Origin of the sequence: Tianweitania sp., from assembly GCF_032053605.1 — a bacterium.
In the GTDB taxonomy this organism is placed as follows: Bacteria; Pseudomonadota; Alphaproteobacteria; order Rhizobiales; family Rhizobiaceae; genus Tianweitania.
Window position 1 is genome coordinate 26,287 of the sequence record NZ_DAMBUH010000025.1, and the last position, 16,878, is coordinate 43,164.

Here is a 16,878-nt window from a genome sequence, read left to right on the forward strand (position 1 = left end):
ACACGGTGGCCACTCGCCTCAAGCTCATCGGCGATAGCGGTTGCCCACTCCGCGCCTGGCTTGCCATTGATCTCGGCGCTACGCGACAGCAGCGAACCGCCCACGACCTGCTGATCATCCACCAACATTACCGTTTTTGCCTCGGCCGTGGCCTGCCGCGCGGCGTGCAGACCGGCGGGGCCGCCGCCGATCACCAGCACGTCGCAATGCGCCGCGATCTGCGGGTTCTGCGCCGGCGGTTGGTTGCGGGGATCAAGCCGTCCCAGCCCAGCCATGGCGCGGATCGATGGCTCGAAGCGGTGCCAGTCCGGCCAGATGAAGGTCTTGTAGTAGAAGCCGGCCGGCAGAAACTGCGCGAAGCGATCGAGGAAGCCTTTGCGGTCCGCGGCAGCCGTCGGGCTGGCATTGACCGAGCGCACGATCATGCCGTCCTTCAGCGCTTCGGTCGTTGCGCGCAGGTTCGGCGTGGTGATTCCATCCAGCGTGACATCAACCAGCGCGTTCGGCTCCTCGACGCCGTAGCCCATGATGCCGCGCGGGCGGTGATATTTGAACGAGCGGCCGACCACACGCACGCCATTGGCGAGCAGTGCCGAGGCGATCGTGTCGCCGGGGCGGCCGTGATAACGCGTGCTGTCAAAGGTGAAGTGCAGCGTTTCCGCCGCGAGCGAGCCGATGCGGTGGCTGGTCATGCGCCACCTCCACGCAACGATTGCGTGCCAGCCACGACATGGCTCACCGTGTCGCGTTCCATCAGGAAATACTCGCCGCAGGTCTGATGGACCCAGATTTCGCGCGTCGCACCGCGCGGATTGCCGACGCGGTGGAGATATTTGGACCAGTCTTCTGCGGAAACATCCAGAGCAGGCTCAGGCCTCTCCTTGCCGGCCTCGCCGCCAAAGGTGAACTCGGTTTCATCACGCGGACCACAGAAGGGGCAGGAAAACAACTGCATCTCAGGTCCTAATGCGCAATGCCGGAGCCGGCCGCTTCATCGATCAACCGGCCGGTGCGGAACCGATCGAGATCGAAGGGGCGGCTGATATCATGATGCTCACCGGTTGCGATGAGATGCGCCAGCAGAACCCCGCCGGCCGGAATGGCCTTGAAGCCGCCGGTGCCCCAGCCGCAGTTGAGATATAGGCCCGGCACGGGCGACGGGCCGATGATCGGCGAGCTGTCCGGCACGACATCCACCACGCCGGCCCATTGCCGCAGCATCTTCAACTGGCCGAAGCTTGGAAACATCTCCAGCATGCCCGACAGCACGGTCGCCTGGACAGGCGGATTGCCACGCTGGGCATAGGACGGAATGCGGTCGATGCCGCCGCCCACCACGATCTCGCCTTTGTCGGACTGGAACAGGTAGGTGCCCGTGCCGAGATAAAGCACGACCGTATCGAGGCACGGCTTTACCGGCTCGGACACCATGGCCTGCAGCGAATAGGATTTGATCGGCAGGTTGAAGCCAGCCATTCCCGCCACGACGCCAGAATTGCCGGCCGTTGCAATGCCGACAGCACCAGCGCGGATCTCGCCCCTGGAGGTCTCGACGCCAACGCAGCGGCCATTCTCGATGAGGAAACCGGTGACGGCGCAATCCTGAATGATGTCGACGCCGAAGCCATCCGCCGCGCGGGCATAACCCCAGGCAACAGCATCATGGCGAGCAACACCCGCCCTGCCCTGCCAAACGCCGCCGAAGATAGGATAACGCGCCTGATCGCCACTGTTGAGCAAAGGCGCCTTTTCCAGCACCTGGTCGCGCGAAAAGAGTTCGGCGTCGGTATCGTTGATCTGCATCGCGTTCACGATGCGCGCGGCGATTTCCATTTCCGCATCGGAATGCGCGACGGTGACGACGCCGCGCTGCGAGAACATGATGTTGTAGTTCAGCTCCTTGCCCAGCGTCTCGTAGAGCTTCAGCGAGTAATCGTAGAGCGCGACGCTTTCGGGATAAAAGTAGTTGGAGCGGATGGTGGAGGTGTTGCGGCCGGTATTGCCACCGCCGATCCAGCCTTTTTCCACCACGGCGACCTTGGTCATGCCGTGATTTTTGGCGAGGTAATAAGCGGTTGCGAGACCCTGCCCGCCGCCGCCGATGATCACCGCATCATATGCCGCTTTCGGTTCGGGCGAGCGCCAAGCCTGTTGCCAGCCGGAATGACCGCGCAGGCCCTCGCGAACGAGGCTCAGCGCTGAATAGCGATTGGCGGTACGCGCGTGGGCCAAGCAAACCTCTTCGTGTCAGCCGCAATGCCGACCGTCACCCTGATTGCCACGGATGGTCAAACCCCGACCGCGAGGGAACCGACATTCACTCCAGTTCCTGCGCCATATGCAGCTTGGCATAAAGGCCGTCAGCCGCCAGCAACTCGCGATGCGTGCCGGTTTCCACCACGCCGGAGCGGTCCACCACGACGATCCTGTCGGCGTTGCGGATGGTGGCCAGGCGGTGCGCGATCACCAGCGTCGTGCGGCCCTGGCTGAGTTCGGCCAGCGACTTCTGGATCTCGCGTTCGGTCGCTGTATCCAGCGCCGAAGTGGCTTCGTCGAGGATCAGGATCGGCGGGTTCTTCAGGAACATGCGCGCAATTGCCAGACGCTGCTTCTGGCCGCCCGACAGCTTGACGCCGCGCTCACCGATGATCGTGTCATAGCCGTTCGGCATCTGGGCGATGACGGCATCGAGGCGGGCAAGGCGGGCAGCTTCGCTGATCTCGGCTTCCGTCGCTTCCAGCCGGCCATAGGCGATGTTTTCGCGCACGGTGCCGCCGAACAGGAAGACATCCTGCTGCACGATGCCGATCTGGCCACGAAGGGAGGCCAAAGTCATGGCGCGGATGTCGATGCCATCCACGGTAATCGCACCACCCTGCGTTTCATAAAAGCGCGGCAGAAGCGAGCAGATCGTGGTCTTGCCGGCACCCGATGGGCCGACGAAGGCCACCGTCGTACCCGGCTCGATCGTCAGGTTCACACCGGAAAGCACCGGCGCGCCGCCATAGCCAAAGCTGACATCGCGATAGTCCACGAGGCCCTTCAAAGCAGGCGCATCCTGCGCGTTCGGGCGGTCGGCGATATCCGGTTCGGTGTCGAGCAGTTCGGTGTAGCGGCGGAAGCCGGCGATGCCTTTCGGATAGGTCTCGATGACGGAATTGATCTTCTCGATCGGGCGGAAGAACACGTTGACCAGCAACAGGAAGCCCACGAAACCGCCGGCCGACAACTCGCCTTCCAGCACGAAATAGGCGCCGGCCACCATCACCACGAGCTGGATCAGCCGCATGCTCATATAGGAGAGCGAGGTGGAGGCAGCCATTAGCTTGTAGGCTTCGAGCTTGGTGGAGCGGTAGCCGGCATTGTCGCGGGCAAACAGCATGCGCTCGTGATCTTCGTTGGCGAAGGCCTGGACGACGCGCATGCCGCCGACATTTTCTTCGATGCGCACGTTGAAGTCGCCGACGCTTCGATAGAGGGCGCGCCAGTTGCGGGTCATGCGGGCGCCGTAGCGGCTGGTGACCCAGGCCATGAAGGGCACGATCACGACGGCAATCAGCGCGAGCTTCCAGTTCACCGAGAACATCAAGGCGAAAGCGCCAATCAGCGTCATGATGGCGATGAACAGGTCTTCGGGGCCGTGATGCGCGACCTCGCCGATTTCCTCGAGATCCTTGGTGACACGGCCCACGAGATGGCCGGTTTTGTGGTTATCGTAGAAGCGGAAAGACAGCTTTTGCAGGTGGTCGAAGCTTTTTCGACGCATCTCGGTTTCGATGTTGATGCCGAGCATGTGGCCCCAATAGACCACGACGGCCATCAGGCCTGCATTGATGGCGTAGATCACGAGAAGGGCTGCGGAGGCCAGCAGGATCAGCGTCCAGTTCTCGGTGGGCAGCAGATCGTCGATGAAGGCGCGCACCGCCATGGGGAAGCCGAGTTCGAACAGGCCGGCGAGCACCGCACAGCCGAAATCGAGCAAAAACAGGCCCTTCCACGGCGTATAATAGCTGAAAAAGCGCTTCAGCATGGGCATGGACAAGGCGGATTGCCGCGATTCTTGGCGGTTAGCGAGCATGACAAACGTCCGGATTCACGTGAAATCAGCGGCCGGCCTGGCAACAGCTGATGCGGCAACGCTGGCGCCTTCTAGCCGCGTTGTATCGAAGGGGCAACGATTGAAGACCTCGGCACTTCCTTCTCAAGCGGGTTTGATCGGGCGCACATTGCCTGAATGGCAGCGCCATTCGACGTTATGGTAACGCAAATCGCTGTAATAAACGGACGCTAAAAACCCTAGATCATGCCTATGACAGCTTCCCAGGACGACCCGCAGACGCTTCGCCCAGCTTGGACTGACGATGTCCTCACTTTCTGGTTCGACGAGCTAAGCTGGAACGACTGGTTCGCCGGCGGCAGCCATGTGGACGATCGGATCCGCGAGCGATTTTCAGAGCTGTACGATCAACTCCGCACCGAGATGCCGGAAGGCGCTCTGGACGATCCGCGAACGGCACTGGCGGCGATCATCGTGTTCGATCAGTTTTCTCGCAATCTGTTTCGGGGAACAGCGCGGGCCTTTGCCACCGATGATCAAGCTCTGGCGATTGCACGACGGGTGATCGATCGCGGGCTGGATCAGGGCATGAGCAAAGATGAGAGGCTGTTTCTTTATCTGCCGCTCGAACATTCCGAGGTCTTGGCCGATGGCGAGCGGTCGGTGACGCTGTTCGAAAGCCTGGGCGACGAGGCCGGATTGAAGGCGGCCATCGAGCATCGCGACATTCTTGCGCGGTTTGGCCGTTACCCGCATCGCAACAAGGCGCTGGGTCGTGAAAGCACGGCGCAGGAAACGGCGTTCCTTGCCGAACATAAGGGCTTCGGCCAATAAGGCTCAGAGAGCTTATGAGCAGTTGATCTTGCTTCCCTTCCGGCGCTGCCGATAAACTGCTCTTAACGACAAGACCGGCGGAGGGACCCGAGATGGCGAAAGCGGTTAAAGCGGCGCAGGCAGAACAAGCACCGGAAGCGGCAGCTGCGGACAAGCCGCAAGCCGTACCAAGTCTGAAGAGACCAGTCCGGCAGCCGACCTTGCCGCAACGAGCGATGCCGCGAAGCCGGCGCCGAAGCCACGCGCAAAGGCCAAAGCAGCCGAGACGACCGGTTCTGACAAAGCGGCCAAGCCGCGGACGCGCAAGGCGGCGACCGGCGCTGCCGTGAGTGCGGCTGCAACAAGTACTGAAGTTGAGGCGACAGTGGCACCACCGGCTACCGAAACCAACAGCGTCGATCTCGCTTCCGAGCCGCCCATTACGCCGGAAGACGTATCGCCGGCGGCGGACGCAAGCGTCGAAAGCGAAGCGAAGCCTGCCGCAGCGCCCGCCAAGCGCGCGCGCAGGGCGGCAGCATCTGCGAAGACCGATGAGCCTCAAGCTGAGGCTGTGTCCGTAGCCCAAGACTCGGCGCCAGAGGTGGAGCCGGTCGCGGAAGAGCGAGTTGCCAGCGTCCCGAAGAAGCCAAAGGCCAAAACAGCCAAGGCCGCGCCCTCATCTGCTGCAAAGGCGATCTCGAGGCCGCGGACGCGAAAAGCGGTGGCGAACGCGGATCAGTCCGCTCCGGACGAAACTATTGAGGATGAGGCGGCTTCCACCTTCAGCTCCGGTGTCACGACCAACACCGTCGAAGACCCCGCCGAGGTTGTTTTACCAGCTACAAATACGGTTGAACCAGTTTCCCCTTCACCGGTTGACGAACCCGCGCCAGCTGGTGACATCGCTGAGCCAGCGGCAGCCGACAAGGTCGCGCAGCCGGATCCGCAGGCGACGACACGGAAATCAGCTTCGGCCGACAAGCCCTGGCTCGCCAGCTATCCGCCGAATGTGCCGACTTCCATTCCCGCCCTGCCAGCGGACTCGCTCGGCGACCTGATGGTGAATGCCTGCAAGCGTTATGCCGGCCGCATCGCTTTTTCCTGCATGGGGCGGGAAATGAAGTTCGTGGAGCTGGAAGAAGCATCCGCAGCCTTCGGCGCTTACCTGCAAGCGCAGGGGCTGGCCAAAGGTGCGCGCATCGCCTTGATGATGCCGAACGTGCTGCAATATCCGATCGCGCTGATGGGTGCGCTGCGGGCTGGCTATACGGTGGTCAACGTCAACCCGCTTTATACCGCAAGGGAGCTCGAGCATCAGTTGAAGGATGCCGGCGCCGAAGCGATCGTGATCCTGGAGAACTTCGCCCATACGCTGGAAAGCGTGATCGGCAACACGCCGGTCAAGCATGTGGTGGTGGCGAGCCTTGGCGATCTGCTGGGGCTGAAGGGCTTGGCGGTGAACCTAGTTGTGCGGCGCGTGCGCAAGATGGTGCCGAACTGGACGCTGAAGGGTCATGTCCGCTTCAATGCCGCGCTCAAGGCAGGACGCACTGCCAAGCTGAAGCCGGTGGCGGTGACCGCGCAGGATCTCGCCTTCCTGCAATATACCGGCGGCACGACGGGCATCTCCAAGGGGGCGATGCTGAGCCACGCCAATGTGCTCTCGAATATCGCGCAGAACGCGGCCTGGCTGGAAAGCGCCTATATCAAGCGGCAGCGACCGGAAAAGCCGGTCTTCGTTTGCGCGCTGCCGCTTTACCATATCTACGCGCTGACGGTGAACGCGCTGATGGGCATGCAGCAGGGCGCGCATAATGTGCTGATCACCAATCCGCGCGATATTGCAGCCTTTACCAAGGAGTTGCGCCGCACCAAGTTCAACATCCTGCCGGGCCTCAACACGCTGTTCAACGCGCTGTTGAACAACAAGGACTTCCAGAACCTCGATTTCTCGTCGCTGGTGCTGACCTTCGGCGGCGGCATGGCGGTGCAGCCATCCGTTGCTGAACGCTGGCAGAAGCTGACGGGCTCGATGATCGCCGAGGGTTATGGCCTGTCGGAGACGTCACCGGTCGCCACGGCCAACCGCTTCGATGCCGACCAGTTTTCCGGCACGATCGGCTTGCCGCTGCCTTCGACCGAGGTCTCCATCCGCGACGAAAATGGCGTTGAGGTGGCACTTGGCGAAGTCGGTGAGATCTGCATTCGCGGACCGCAGGTCATGTCGGGCTATTGGAACCGGCCGGACGAAACCGCCAAGGTCATGACGGCGGACGGCTTCTTGAAGTCCGGCGATATCGGCTTCATGAACCCTCAGGGTTACACCAAGATCGTGGACCGCAAGAAGGACATGATCCTGGTTTCCGGCTTCAACGTGTATCCCAACGAGATCGAGGAAGTCGTCGCGCGCCATCCCAAGGTGCTGGAAGTGGCGGCGATCGGCGTGACGGACGAGAAGTCCGGCGAAGTGCCGAAGCTTTTCGTGGTGAAAAAGGACGAGAGCCTCAGTGAAGAGGAATTGCGCGAATTCTGCCGCGAGAACCTCACGGGCTACAAGCGGCCGCGCCATTTCGAGTTCCGCGAGGATTTGCCGAAAACAGCCGTCGGCAAGATCCTGCGGCGTGATCTCAGGGATTAGAGCGCGTCGGTGAACGGATAGTTCCGTCGGCGCCAAGATTACCCCCACCCGAACCTTCGGTTCGACCTCCCCTCATGGGGGAGGTTGGGTGGCTGGGTTTGTCGGCCATGCAAATCTGGAAAGAGATGCTGACCGCTGATTAGTTTTGCCGGACTCAGCCAAAGCTCATCGGAGGGTAAGGGGCACATTGCAGGGGGAAAGTCACGTTCTCGAATGCGGTGTCGCCAGCGATTCCCCTCCCCCTTGAGGGGAGGGGTTAGGGGTGGGGGTCCCTAGGCGCCAAGATTACCCTCGTCCGGATAACCACCATGTGTTCACGACCTTAATCGCTCTCGCGGGCTTCCCGTTGCCGCATCGGCATGGAATCAATCAGTTCGAACAGCGCGTCTGAGGTTACGGGCTTGCTGTCGCGCAGCTTTTCCTGGCCATCCTTGCCCAAGAGGATGACCGTGAACCTGTCCTGATCGTCGACGCGGAAGCGACGGCGGAGGGCATCGGCGGGCGGCAGACCGCCGACCTGCCCGCTGTCTGAAACAATGCCGCCGACGATGGTCAAAACGGTGAGATCGCGGCTGTCCGCTTCCGCCTGAACGGCGTGGAGATCGTCGGTCTGATCGGCCACGCTCTGGTTCATCTGGTCACCGAAGACCAGCACCAGACGCCGCTTCCATAGGAACTTTCCCAGCACGTCGCCGCTGTTTGCGGCAGGCGGCATGGCAGCGGTCGAAAGGGCGATGGATGCGGCGGCAAGCAGATGCATCATCATAACTGTTGTTCCCGTTGGGGCCTGGGATACTACAGCGGCTTGCCCAACTGCGTCAGTAGTCTGAAAGGGCTAGAAGCCTGCGGCTTCCACCTCATTCCTGCCAGATCGCTGTCAGGGTCCGCTATCAGGGATTTTCCTGCATATAGGCCGGCAGATCGGCAACGGAACCCAAGATCACATCGGCAAGGCTGCCCAATGTCTTGCGAGACCCCGTGCCGCTGAGAACGCCGACCGCGAGACCAGCACCAGCCGCACGCGCCATTTCCAGATCGTGACGGTTGTCGCCGACCATCGCCACTTCGCTGGGGCGCAAGCCGTTCATGTCGGCAAAGGCGTGCAGCGCATCGGGCGCGGGCTTGGGATTGGCGACCGCATCATATCCGTAAGCCGCAGCGAACATTTGCGCGATGCCGAGCGCCAGCAGCGTCTTTTCCGCACCGAGCGTGGAATCGTTGGTGGCGACGCCGAGCTTGATGCCGCTTTCGTGCAGGGCCGCCAGGGCTTCCTTCACGCCGTCGAGCGCAACGGCGTGGGTTGCGCCTTCCTCAGCCGTGAAAAGGTCGTAGCTGGCAACCAGCGCATGACGTTCTTCGACGTCGGCTTCGGGATACCAAAGCTGGATGAGTTCGGCATTGGTACCCGCCGCAAACACGGAGTCGGCCTTGAAGCAGCGGTTTTCCGCGTCATAGCCGGCGACAGCCAGCAGGCGGTCAGCTTCTGTCCGATCGCCATCGGCGGCTTTCATCGCCATGTTTTCGGCAATTGCGCGCCACGTGGCTTCGAAGTCGATGAGGGTTCCGTCCTTGTCGAACAGGATCGCCTTGATTGCCATTCCCGAAGTCCTCAGCCGCGCAACGCAGCGATAGCGGCAACGAGGCCGGCGGTGGAGGAGTCGCGATCGCCCGTATCCGCCTTGCCCTCGATCACCGGCTGCAAGGCGGTGGCGAGTTCCTTGCCGAGTTCCACGCCCCACTGGTCGAAGGCGTTGATGCCGAACAAAGCGGCTTCCACGAAGACGCGATGCTCGTAAAGCGCGATCAGGCGACCGAGCGCGTAAGGATCGAGACCCTTGTGTACGATGGTGAGGGACGGCCGGTTGCCAGGGAAAACGCGGTGCGGCGCGAGCTTGGCCGCTTCCGTTGCCGGCGTGCCCTTCTTAATCAGCTGGGCCGTGGCTTCTTCCAGCGTGCGGCCGCGCATGAGGGCTTCCGACTGCGCCAGGCAGTTGGCGATCAAGAGGTCCTGATGGGTCTTGAGGTCCGGCTCGTGCGACTGCGCGGCGATGATGAACTCGACCGGAATGACGTCCGTACCCTGATGCAGCAGCTGGAAGAAAGCGTGCTGACCGTTGGTGCCGGGCTCGCCCCAAACCAGCGGACCGGTCGGCGTTTGCACTGGCTCGCCTTCAAGCGTCACGCGCTTGCCGTTGGATTCCATGTCGAGCTGCTGGAGATAGGCCGGCAGGCGAAGCAGGCGCTGCTCGTAGGGAATTACCGCGCGGGCCGGATATTCGCAGATCACGCGGTGCCAATAGCCGATCAGGCCAAGGAGCATCGGCAGATTGCTCTCGACCGGCGCGTCGCGAAAATGCGTATCAAGCGCATAAGCGCCATCGAGGAAGCGGCGGAAGTTCTGCGAGCCAACGGCGATCATGATCGGCAGGCCGATCGCCGACCATAGGGAATAGCGGCCGCCGACCCAGTCCCAAAAGCCGAACACCCGGTTCTCGGGAATGCCGAAGCTCGCGACCTTGTCGAGCGCGGTGGACACGGCCGCGAAATGATCCGGCACGGCGTCTTCGCCGAGCGCCTCGGCGATCCAGCGCCGCGCGGTGGCGGCGTTGGTCATGGTTTCGATCGTGGTGAAGGTTTTCGACGCTACGATCACCAGCGTGGAAGCGGGGTCGAGGGTCTTCAGCGTGTCGTGGATATGCGCGCCATCGACATTGGACACGAAGTGAGCGCGCGGGCCGTCATGGTAGGGTGCCAGCGCCAACGTTGCCATGACCGGGCCAAGATCGGAACCGCCGATGCCGATATTGACGATGTCGGTGATCGGCTTGCCCGTCGCACCCTTGGCCGCGCCGCTGCGGATTTGTTCGGCGAACGCGCCCATCGCGTCCAGCACGGCGTTGACGTCCGGCAGCACGTTCTTGCCATCGACGGTGACCGGATCGCTGCCGCCGTTGCGCAGGGCGGTATGGAGAACCGCGCGGCCTTCGGTCGTGTTGATGATCTCACCGGCAAACATCGCATCGCGGCGCTCAGTCACGCCAGCGGCATCCGCCAGATTGCGCAGGAGCTGCATGGTTTCCGTGGTCACGCCGCATTTCGACCAGTCGAGCAGCAGGTCTTCGAAGGATGCGGACAGGTCGGTGAAGCGGTTGGCGTCGTCGCCAAACAGCGCGCGCATGTCGGTGGGCAGGGTTTCGCGATGGCTGCGCAGGGCGGCGATCGCTTCGGCAACATGCGGCTTGGACATAAAACGCTCCTTGTTCGCATCGGAATGCAACATTTTGCATAGCGCGGCCTCGTGTCTTCGCGCCAGTTTTATCGCGATGCTTAGTAACCTATTCCTGCCGTTGAAGGACGCATCAAAAGAATTGGTGGCTCAGCGCATTGGTCCAGGGTTGATCCAGATCACCCCCTCCCATAGCGTCAGGATGGAGGGAATTTCTCATGTCGCATCGCAATGACGCCGCCCTGTGGTCGGGCCTGTTCCGTATTTCGGCCGATTCGGGCCAGACGCTGCAGGCGCAAATTCGTCAGGCGATCGTGGCGGCGATTCTCGACCGGCAGATCGCGGCGTCCATGCCGCTGCCTTCCTGCCGTATCCTTGCCGACAAGCTCGGGGTTGCACGCGGCACGGTGGTGATCGCGTTTCAGCAGCTGGTGGACCAGGGCTTTCTCGTTGCGCGCGAACGGCGCGGCCATTTCGTCAATCCACAGGTGCTGGCGACACCAGGCAAGCCTGCGATGAAAACCGATATCGCGCCGGCCGGCCTCGACTGGAAGGCACGGCGGCGGGTGGCAGCCAGCGACATGCCGCGTCCGGCCAAGCGCGAAGACTGGATCGCCTCGACCTATCCCTTCGTGTACGGCCAGTTCGACCCGAACCTGTTTCCGACAGCCGAATGGCGCGAATGCAACCGCATGGCGCTGGCCGTTCTTGAGATCCGCAACTGGGCGTCTGACGTGGTGGATCGCGACGACCCGTTGCTGATCGAGCAGATCCAGGCGCGTTTGCTGCCGCGCAAGGGCATTTTCGCCAATCCCGATGAGATCATCGTGACGCTCGGCGCGCAGAACGCGCTGTACATGCTGGCCACGCTCCTAATGGGCAAGGGCTCGCGGGTCGCGATGGAAAACCCCGGCTATCCCGATGCGCGCGCGATCTTCACGCTCGCGGGGGCGGCGATCGATCCGGTGCCGGTGGACAAGGACGGGCTTGTCGTGTCCGACATTCCGCACGACAGCGGCTTCGTGTTTACCACGCCCAGCCATCATTGCCCGACCATGGTGCCGATGACCCAGGCGCGTCGGCAGGCGCTGATCGCCAGCGCGATTGCCAACGACCAGATCATCATCGAGGACGGTTACGACAGCCAGTTAGTCGACCAGTCGCCGCAGCAGGCCCTGAAGAGCTTGGATCGCTCCGGCCGCGTGGTTTATGTCGGCTCGATGTCGAAGACCTTGGCGCCGGGCTTGCGGCTCGGCTACATCGTGGCGTCCGCCGATCTGATCGCCGAATTGCGGGCGCTTCGGCGCTTCATGATGCGCCATCCGCCGGCCAACAACCAGCGGGCGGTGGCGCTGTTCCTGTCGCTCGGCCACCATGAAGCGCTGGTGCGGCGCATGTCGCATGCCTATGAGGAGCGCCGCCGCCGTTTGGTGCAGGCGACCTCCGCCTTCCTGCCGGAATGGCAGACGCATGATCCGGCCGGCGGCACGTCGCTGTGGCTGGAAGGTCCGTCGGACATCGACACGCGAGCGCTGGCTGAAGCAGCGGCGGCCCGCTCCGTGCTGGTGGAACCGGGCGAGCGCTTCTTTGTCGGCGAAAACAAGCCGAAGCGCTTCATGCGGCTCGGCATTTCCTCCATCGGGCTGCAGCAGATCGAACCCGGCATCCGCGAACTCGCCGCTGCCGTGGGGCGGCGCTCGGTTGCTGCCTAGCGCAGGAAAGCGTCGTCGTAGGGCAGTGTTGTCTGCGCGCCGTTCTCAAAGGTGACGGCCAGCGTACCGCTCTTCGCTTCCACGCTACCGACCGGGTTGTACGTGTCGGCCAACGGCGTGACGCCGAAGGCCTGGCGCACGACCACGTCGCCGTCGCTGAGGGGAAAAGCGGTCGGGATGCCTTGCCGCGTCAGGGCATTTTCACCCAGCGAAGCCGCGTGCCCGGATGCGCTGGCGCGGGCGTCTTCGATGCCGAGAACGCCGACGTGGCGGCTGTTCCAAGGCGCGTAATCGCGGCCGCCGTTGGACATCCAGAGCATGGTCACCGGCAGGACGTCCGGCTGCTTCAGGACGATCAGCATGTCCCTTTCGGCATGACGGCTGATCGTGGTCCAGCCCAGCGCCGACCCTTCCGCTTCCGCGAGGGTGAGGAAGTCTTCGTGACGTTCGGCAGGCGGATAGATGCGCAGATCGGTGGTGCCGCCATCGGCCAGCGGAAAGACGGTGAGATCGGCTTGTGCGGGATAGGCCAAGGCAAAACGGCCGCGCGAAGAGTCCGGCTCCAAGGGGGTGTCGGGCGTAAGGGCGAAGCGTTTAGGCGAGAAGCCAAGCAGACCGCCCGCCTGCATCCGCGTCATAAGGTGGTGCGAAACGGAGATGCCGCCCTGCCCGCCGAGGAAGCGGTGTTCCTGATAGATGAAGGGCTGGCCGTCGCGCAGGGTGATGCGCTTTTCAACGGTGGCGCCGAATACCGAGCGGCTCAGCCGGAAGGTCGAGATCCGGCCGCCGCTAATCCGCTCATCGCTGACAAGCGACCAGGGCGCGTTCGCCGTCCAGCCGTGGCCCGGCGCTTCTTCCACGTCGTTGCGCGAAAAGGGCGCGCAGAGGAAATCGCCTGACAGCCGCGCGAGGCCGCTCGGCGTTCCCTCCGGCATTGCTTCGCCGCTGTCGATCCAAGGCGCGCGGTGCAGCGGGGTGAGCACGCGGCCGTCCTGCTCCACCTCGAGCGAAGCGATATGACCGTTTGTGAGGTCGAGCGTCAGGCTGACGCCGGCGACTTCGATCTCATGATGTTCGTCCTGACGCATGGCAGTCCTCCTCCGGCTGCCTTATGTGAACACAGCCGGGGCTGGCAAGAGAGTCGCGCCCGACCGGAACCACCCCGCCCACTCTCCCCTTAACGCGCATCGTCACCGCCCGAGGACGCTCCTTGATCCGCAAGAAAGTCAGGCCGCCGCGCAACCTCGTTCTGGTGATGGGCGACCAGCTGGATGGCGAGTCTGCGGCGTTCGATGGCTTCGACCCGGTCAACGACATCATCCTGATGATGGAGCTGCGGGAAGAAGCCGACAACATCCCCCAGAACAAGCGCCGCATCGCCTTCTTCTTTGCGGCCATGCGGCACTTCTGCGAAGAGCAGCGAGCGCTCGGGCGGACGGTGCTTTATTCTGAGCTGGACGAGCCCGGGAACGTCGGCAGCTTTGCCGGCGAGGTGCAGCGGCGGTTCGGGCAGATCAAGCCGGACGGTGCGGTGATCGTGTTGGAGCCCGGCGATTACCGCGTGCGCGAAAGCCTAGAAGCGCTCGATCTGCCGATCGAATTTCGCGAAGACCGACACTTCCTGTGTTCGCGCGAAGACTTCGTCGCCATGCGCGAAGAGCAGCCGACGATGATTCTGGAGACCTTCTACCGTGCCATGCGGGTGAAGCACGATATTCTGATGAACGGCGACAAGCCGGTTGGCGGCCAGTGGAATTTCGACAAGGATAACCGCAAGAGCTTTGGCCGCAACGGCCCGCCGCTGCTGCCGCCCAAGCCCGCCTTCAAGCCGGATGAAATCACTGAGGACGTGCTGGCGCTGGTGGAGCGCTGCTTTCCCGACAATCCCGGATCACTGGCACGCTTCGACCTGCCGGTGACGCGGGAGCACGCGTTGCAAGCGCTGGACGACTTCGTGCGCTACCGCCTGCCCGAGTTCGGCCGCTATCAGGATGCGATGGCGGGCGGACAGCCTTTCCTGTTCCATTCCGTTTTATCCGGGCCGCTCAACCTGCATCTCCTCAACCCGCGCGAGGTACTAGATGCGGTTCTGGCCAATCCTTCGAACGCGGCGCTGAACGCGGTGGAGGGGTTCGTGCGGCAGGTACTCGGTTGGCGTGAATGGGTGCGCGGCATTTATTGGCACCTGATGCCGGATTATGCCGAGCGAAACGCGCTCGACGCCGATCTGCCGGTGCCGCGCTTTTACTGGACCGGCGAAACCGACATGCGCTGTCTGGCGGAAGCGATCAGCCATACGATCCACCATGCCTATGCCCACCATATCGAGCGCTTGATGGTGCTGGGGCAGTTCTGTTTGCTGCTCGGCGTGCAACCCTATGATGTGCATCGCTGGCACATGTCGATGTTCTGGGATGCGATCGACTGGGTGTCGCTGCCGAACACGCTGGGCATGAGCCAGCATGGCGATGGCGGCGTGATGGGCACTAAGCCTTATTGCGCGTCCGGTGCCTATATCGACCGCATGAGCGACCATTGCGGGCGCTGCCGCTATGATCCGCAGCAAAGCACCGGCGACCGGGCCTGCCCCTTCACCACGCTTTATTGGGACTTTCTCGCCCGCCACCAGGAACGGCTTGCCGGCAATACACGCATGCGTGGTCCCTACATGAACCTCGCCCGCAAGGATACTGAAGAGCTGCAGCAGATCCGCGACCGCGCCACCATGCTGCGCGAGACGCTGACGGCGGAAACGTTCCTCCCCGAGCCGGGTCAGGCGTAGCGGCGCGGGAAGGTGGAGATGGCGCGCGCGGCCGTGGCGACGCCGCGTTCGAGGGCTGCTTCGATCGTGCTGTTTTCGCTCAAGCCGGCCAGGAATGCGGCATTGAACGTGTCGCCCGCGCCGACCGTGTCGATGACAGTAACTTCCGGCGCGCGGGCGTGGGTGATGGCGTCCTGCGTGTAAGCGGAAGCGCCATCCGGGCCGCGCTTGATGACCAGAAGCTGATCGGCCTGAAGGGTGCTCACCAGCGTTTCAGCGGCGGCATCGAGGCCATCGAAGCCGGTGAAGCCCTTGGCTTCCTCGGCATTGATCAAGGCGATGTCGGTGGCTTCAAGCCAAGTCTGAAAGGCGATGCGATTGTCATCGGTCCAGCCTTCCACCGGCCAGCCCGGATCGGTCGCAGTGCGCCAGCCTTTGGCCTTGAGCTCCTGCAAAAGCGACACGGTGCCTGCGGCGATGGCCGGCATGAGGAAGCCGCCGGAGAGAATGGCATAAGCGTGGCCATGCGGCGCTTCGGGCATCCGAGAGAGAAGATCGTCCAGCCTCGCGCTTTGCAGATGGCCGGGCGTGGTAAAGAAAACGCGGTCGCCACCTTTGTGGACGATGCCGACCGTCAGCGTCGTGTCGGCCGCGTCGTCGATCCAGACACTGCTCACCGGATCGAACTGTGCGCGAAGCCAGAGGCCGTTCGGGTCCGTGCCGGCGGAGGCGATGAAGCGATGCGGAATGCGGAGGCCAGTTAGCGCCAGCGCGGTGTTGCCGGCCGAGCCGCCGGCGCGCTGTTCCGAGCGCTCCACCACCACTTCCGTGCCGATCGCCGGCCAGCCATCGACTTCGCCGAGAACGAGGTCGACATTGGCATTACCGAGCACGAGCAGCCCCGGCGTTGTCATGGCGCCTCGCCGTCCGTAACCTTTGACGAACGAAGAGGCGCGCCGAAGCCTTCGCCGATCCGGGCGGCAGATGCTTCGATCGCAAGACGCTGCACGGCTGGGAGCAGGGTGACGACGGCAGCGAGGCCGGTTTGTTCGGGCAAGGGGATCGTTATCGCGCCATCCACGGGAGGCTGCGCACCGAAGTCGAACAGGATCGGCGTCAGGCCGTATGAGACAGCAGCTTCCGCAACCCGCGTGATCGCTGCCGCATCGGGGCCAACGGGCCGCGCCAGGATCAGCGCCATGTCGGGCCGCAGCATCTCCATCGGGCCATGCAGGAGCTGGCCGAGTTCCAGCGCAAGGGACGGCGTACGCGCCAGTTCGGTGAAGGTGAGCGCTGCGGCTTCCAGCGCGCTGTGCGGCTGGGCGCGACCGGACAGAACAAGAAGGGAGCAGGTTCGCAGGTGCTCGATGGCTTCCTTCGGTGGAGCAAAGCCGAGCGAATCGCCGGTTTCCAGCACGTCGAGCAGAGGTTTTGTGTCGGCACCGAGTTCGCCGAGGATCGCCGCAGGCAGAGCGTGATGAGAATGCTGCGCGTGGCGGCAAAGGCCTGTTCGCGCCCGCCCTGCCCTATCAGGCACGGCATGGCGCGGCCCAGCGTGGAGTCCGCATTGAGCGTGAGGCCGAAGTGATCGGTCTGGTCAGGGTTGCGAGCGAGATAGGCGGCTATTTCGCCGGAGCCGCCGGACTGCGAAGTGAGCAGGTTTGCGCGCGG

The 16,878-nt window shown here is 63.2% G+C and carries 15 protein-coding genes; 4 read left to right on the forward strand and 11 right to left on the reverse strand.

Annotated features, from left to right (window positions below; genetic code table 11):
- The 4 genes from RTX98_RS08430 to RTX98_RS08445 form a co-directional block, all read right to left on the reverse strand.
- Positions 1 to 692, reverse strand: a 692-nt coding sequence (locus RTX98_RS08430; protein ID WP_312795952.1) for a 2Fe-2S iron-sulfur cluster-binding protein, incomplete at its 3' end; no start/stop codon positions are given.
- Entirely contained in the window at positions 689 to 955 is a 267-nt protein-coding gene (locus RTX98_RS08435; protein WP_312795931.1) for a sarcosine oxidase subunit delta, read from the reverse strand. The genes RTX98_RS08430 and RTX98_RS08435, both read right to left, overlap by 4 nt.
- A gap of 8 nt (positions 956 to 963) precedes the next feature.
- Positions 964 to 2,232: a sarcosine oxidase subunit beta family protein gene (locus RTX98_RS08440; RefSeq protein WP_312795932.1), complete on the reverse strand. Its 1,269-nt coding sequence runs from the start codon at positions 2,230 to 2,232 to the stop codon at positions 964 to 966.
- Positions 2,233 to 2,317: 85 nt separating this feature from the next.
- Complete coding sequence (locus tag RTX98_RS08445; RefSeq protein WP_312795953.1) at positions 2,318 to 4,030, reverse strand: ABC transporter ATP-binding protein; 1,713 nt, start codon at positions 4,028 to 4,030, stop codon at positions 2,318 to 2,320.
- A gap of 279 nt (positions 4,031 to 4,309) precedes the next feature.
- Here RTX98_RS08445 and RTX98_RS08450 point away from each other — a divergent pair, with 279 nt between their 5' ends.
- Positions 4,310 to 4,891 carry a DUF924 family protein gene (locus RTX98_RS08450; RefSeq protein ID WP_312795933.1) on the forward strand — a complete coding sequence of 194 codons (582 nt, stop codon included), beginning with the start codon at positions 4,310 to 4,312 and terminating at the stop codon, positions 4,889 to 4,891.
- Between the two features lie 105 nt (positions 4,892 to 4,996).
- Here the strand turns inward: RTX98_RS08450 and RTX98_RS08455 are convergent, their stop codons facing one another.
- The gene (locus tag RTX98_RS08455; protein WP_312795935.1) at positions 4,997 to 5,386 is read right to left on the reverse strand and encodes a hypothetical protein; all 390 of its coding nucleotides are present in this window, start codon (positions 5,384 to 5,386) and stop codon (positions 4,997 to 4,999) included.
- A 205-nt stretch (positions 5,387 to 5,591) separates the two neighbouring features.
- Between RTX98_RS08455 and RTX98_RS08460 the strand changes: the two genes are divergently transcribed.
- A complete protein-coding gene (locus tag RTX98_RS08460) occupies positions 5,592 to 7,508 on the forward strand; it encodes a long-chain-fatty-acid--CoA ligase (RefSeq protein WP_312795936.1) in 1,917 nt (638 codons plus the stop codon).
- A gap of 322 nt (positions 7,509 to 7,830) precedes the next feature.
- Here the strand turns inward: RTX98_RS08460 and RTX98_RS08465 are convergent, their stop codons facing one another.
- The 3 genes from RTX98_RS08465 to pgi form a co-directional block, all read right to left on the reverse strand.
- A complete protein-coding gene (locus tag RTX98_RS08465) occupies positions 7,831 to 8,274 on the reverse strand; it encodes a DUF4174 domain-containing protein (protein ID WP_312795937.1) in 444 nt (147 codons plus the stop codon).
- Positions 8,275 to 8,398: 124 nt separating this feature from the next.
- On the reverse strand, positions 8,399 to 9,106 hold the full coding sequence (locus tag RTX98_RS08470) for an HAD family hydrolase (RefSeq protein ID WP_312795939.1): 708 nt from the start codon (positions 9,104 to 9,106) through the stop codon (positions 8,399 to 8,401).
- 11 nt (positions 9,107 to 9,117) lie between these two features.
- A complete protein-coding gene (gene pgi / locus RTX98_RS08475; protein WP_312795940.1) occupies positions 9,118 to 10,755 on the reverse strand; it encodes a glucose-6-phosphate isomerase in 1,638 nt (545 codons plus the stop codon).
- 197 nt (positions 10,756 to 10,952) lie between these two features.
- Here pgi and RTX98_RS08480 point away from each other — a divergent pair, with 197 nt between their 5' ends.
- Positions 10,953 to 12,446, forward strand: coding sequence for a PLP-dependent aminotransferase family protein (locus RTX98_RS08480; RefSeq protein WP_312795942.1), 1,494 nt, complete (start codon positions 10,953 to 10,955; stop codon positions 12,444 to 12,446).
- Here RTX98_RS08480 and RTX98_RS08485 read toward each other — a convergent pair.
- Positions 12,443 to 13,534 carry a hypothetical protein gene (locus tag RTX98_RS08485; protein WP_312795944.1) on the reverse strand — a complete coding sequence of 364 codons (1,092 nt, stop codon included), beginning with the start codon at positions 13,532 to 13,534 and terminating at the stop codon, positions 12,443 to 12,445. The two genes, RTX98_RS08480 and RTX98_RS08485, sit on opposite strands and share 4 nt — an antisense overlap.
- A 122-nt stretch (positions 13,535 to 13,656) precedes the next feature.
- On the opposite strand from RTX98_RS08485, the gene RTX98_RS08490 reads away from it, so the two are divergent.
- On the forward strand, positions 13,657 to 15,228 hold the full coding sequence (locus RTX98_RS08490) for a cryptochrome/photolyase family protein (protein ID WP_312795945.1): 1,572 nt from the start codon (positions 13,657 to 13,659) through the stop codon (positions 15,226 to 15,228).
- Here RTX98_RS08490 and RTX98_RS08495 read toward each other — a convergent pair.
- Complete coding sequence (locus tag RTX98_RS08495; protein ID WP_312795946.1) at positions 15,219 to 16,121, reverse strand: carbohydrate kinase family protein; 903 nt, start codon at positions 16,119 to 16,121, stop codon at positions 15,219 to 15,221. The two genes, RTX98_RS08490 and RTX98_RS08495, sit on opposite strands and share 10 nt — an antisense overlap.
- Complete coding sequence (locus RTX98_RS08500) at positions 16,118 to 16,744, reverse strand: hypothetical protein (protein ID WP_312795947.1); 627 nt, start codon at positions 16,742 to 16,744, stop codon at positions 16,118 to 16,120. Before RTX98_RS08500 ends, RTX98_RS08495 begins: the two co-directional genes overlap by 4 nt.
- Positions 16,745 to 16,878: the final 134 nt, after the last annotated feature.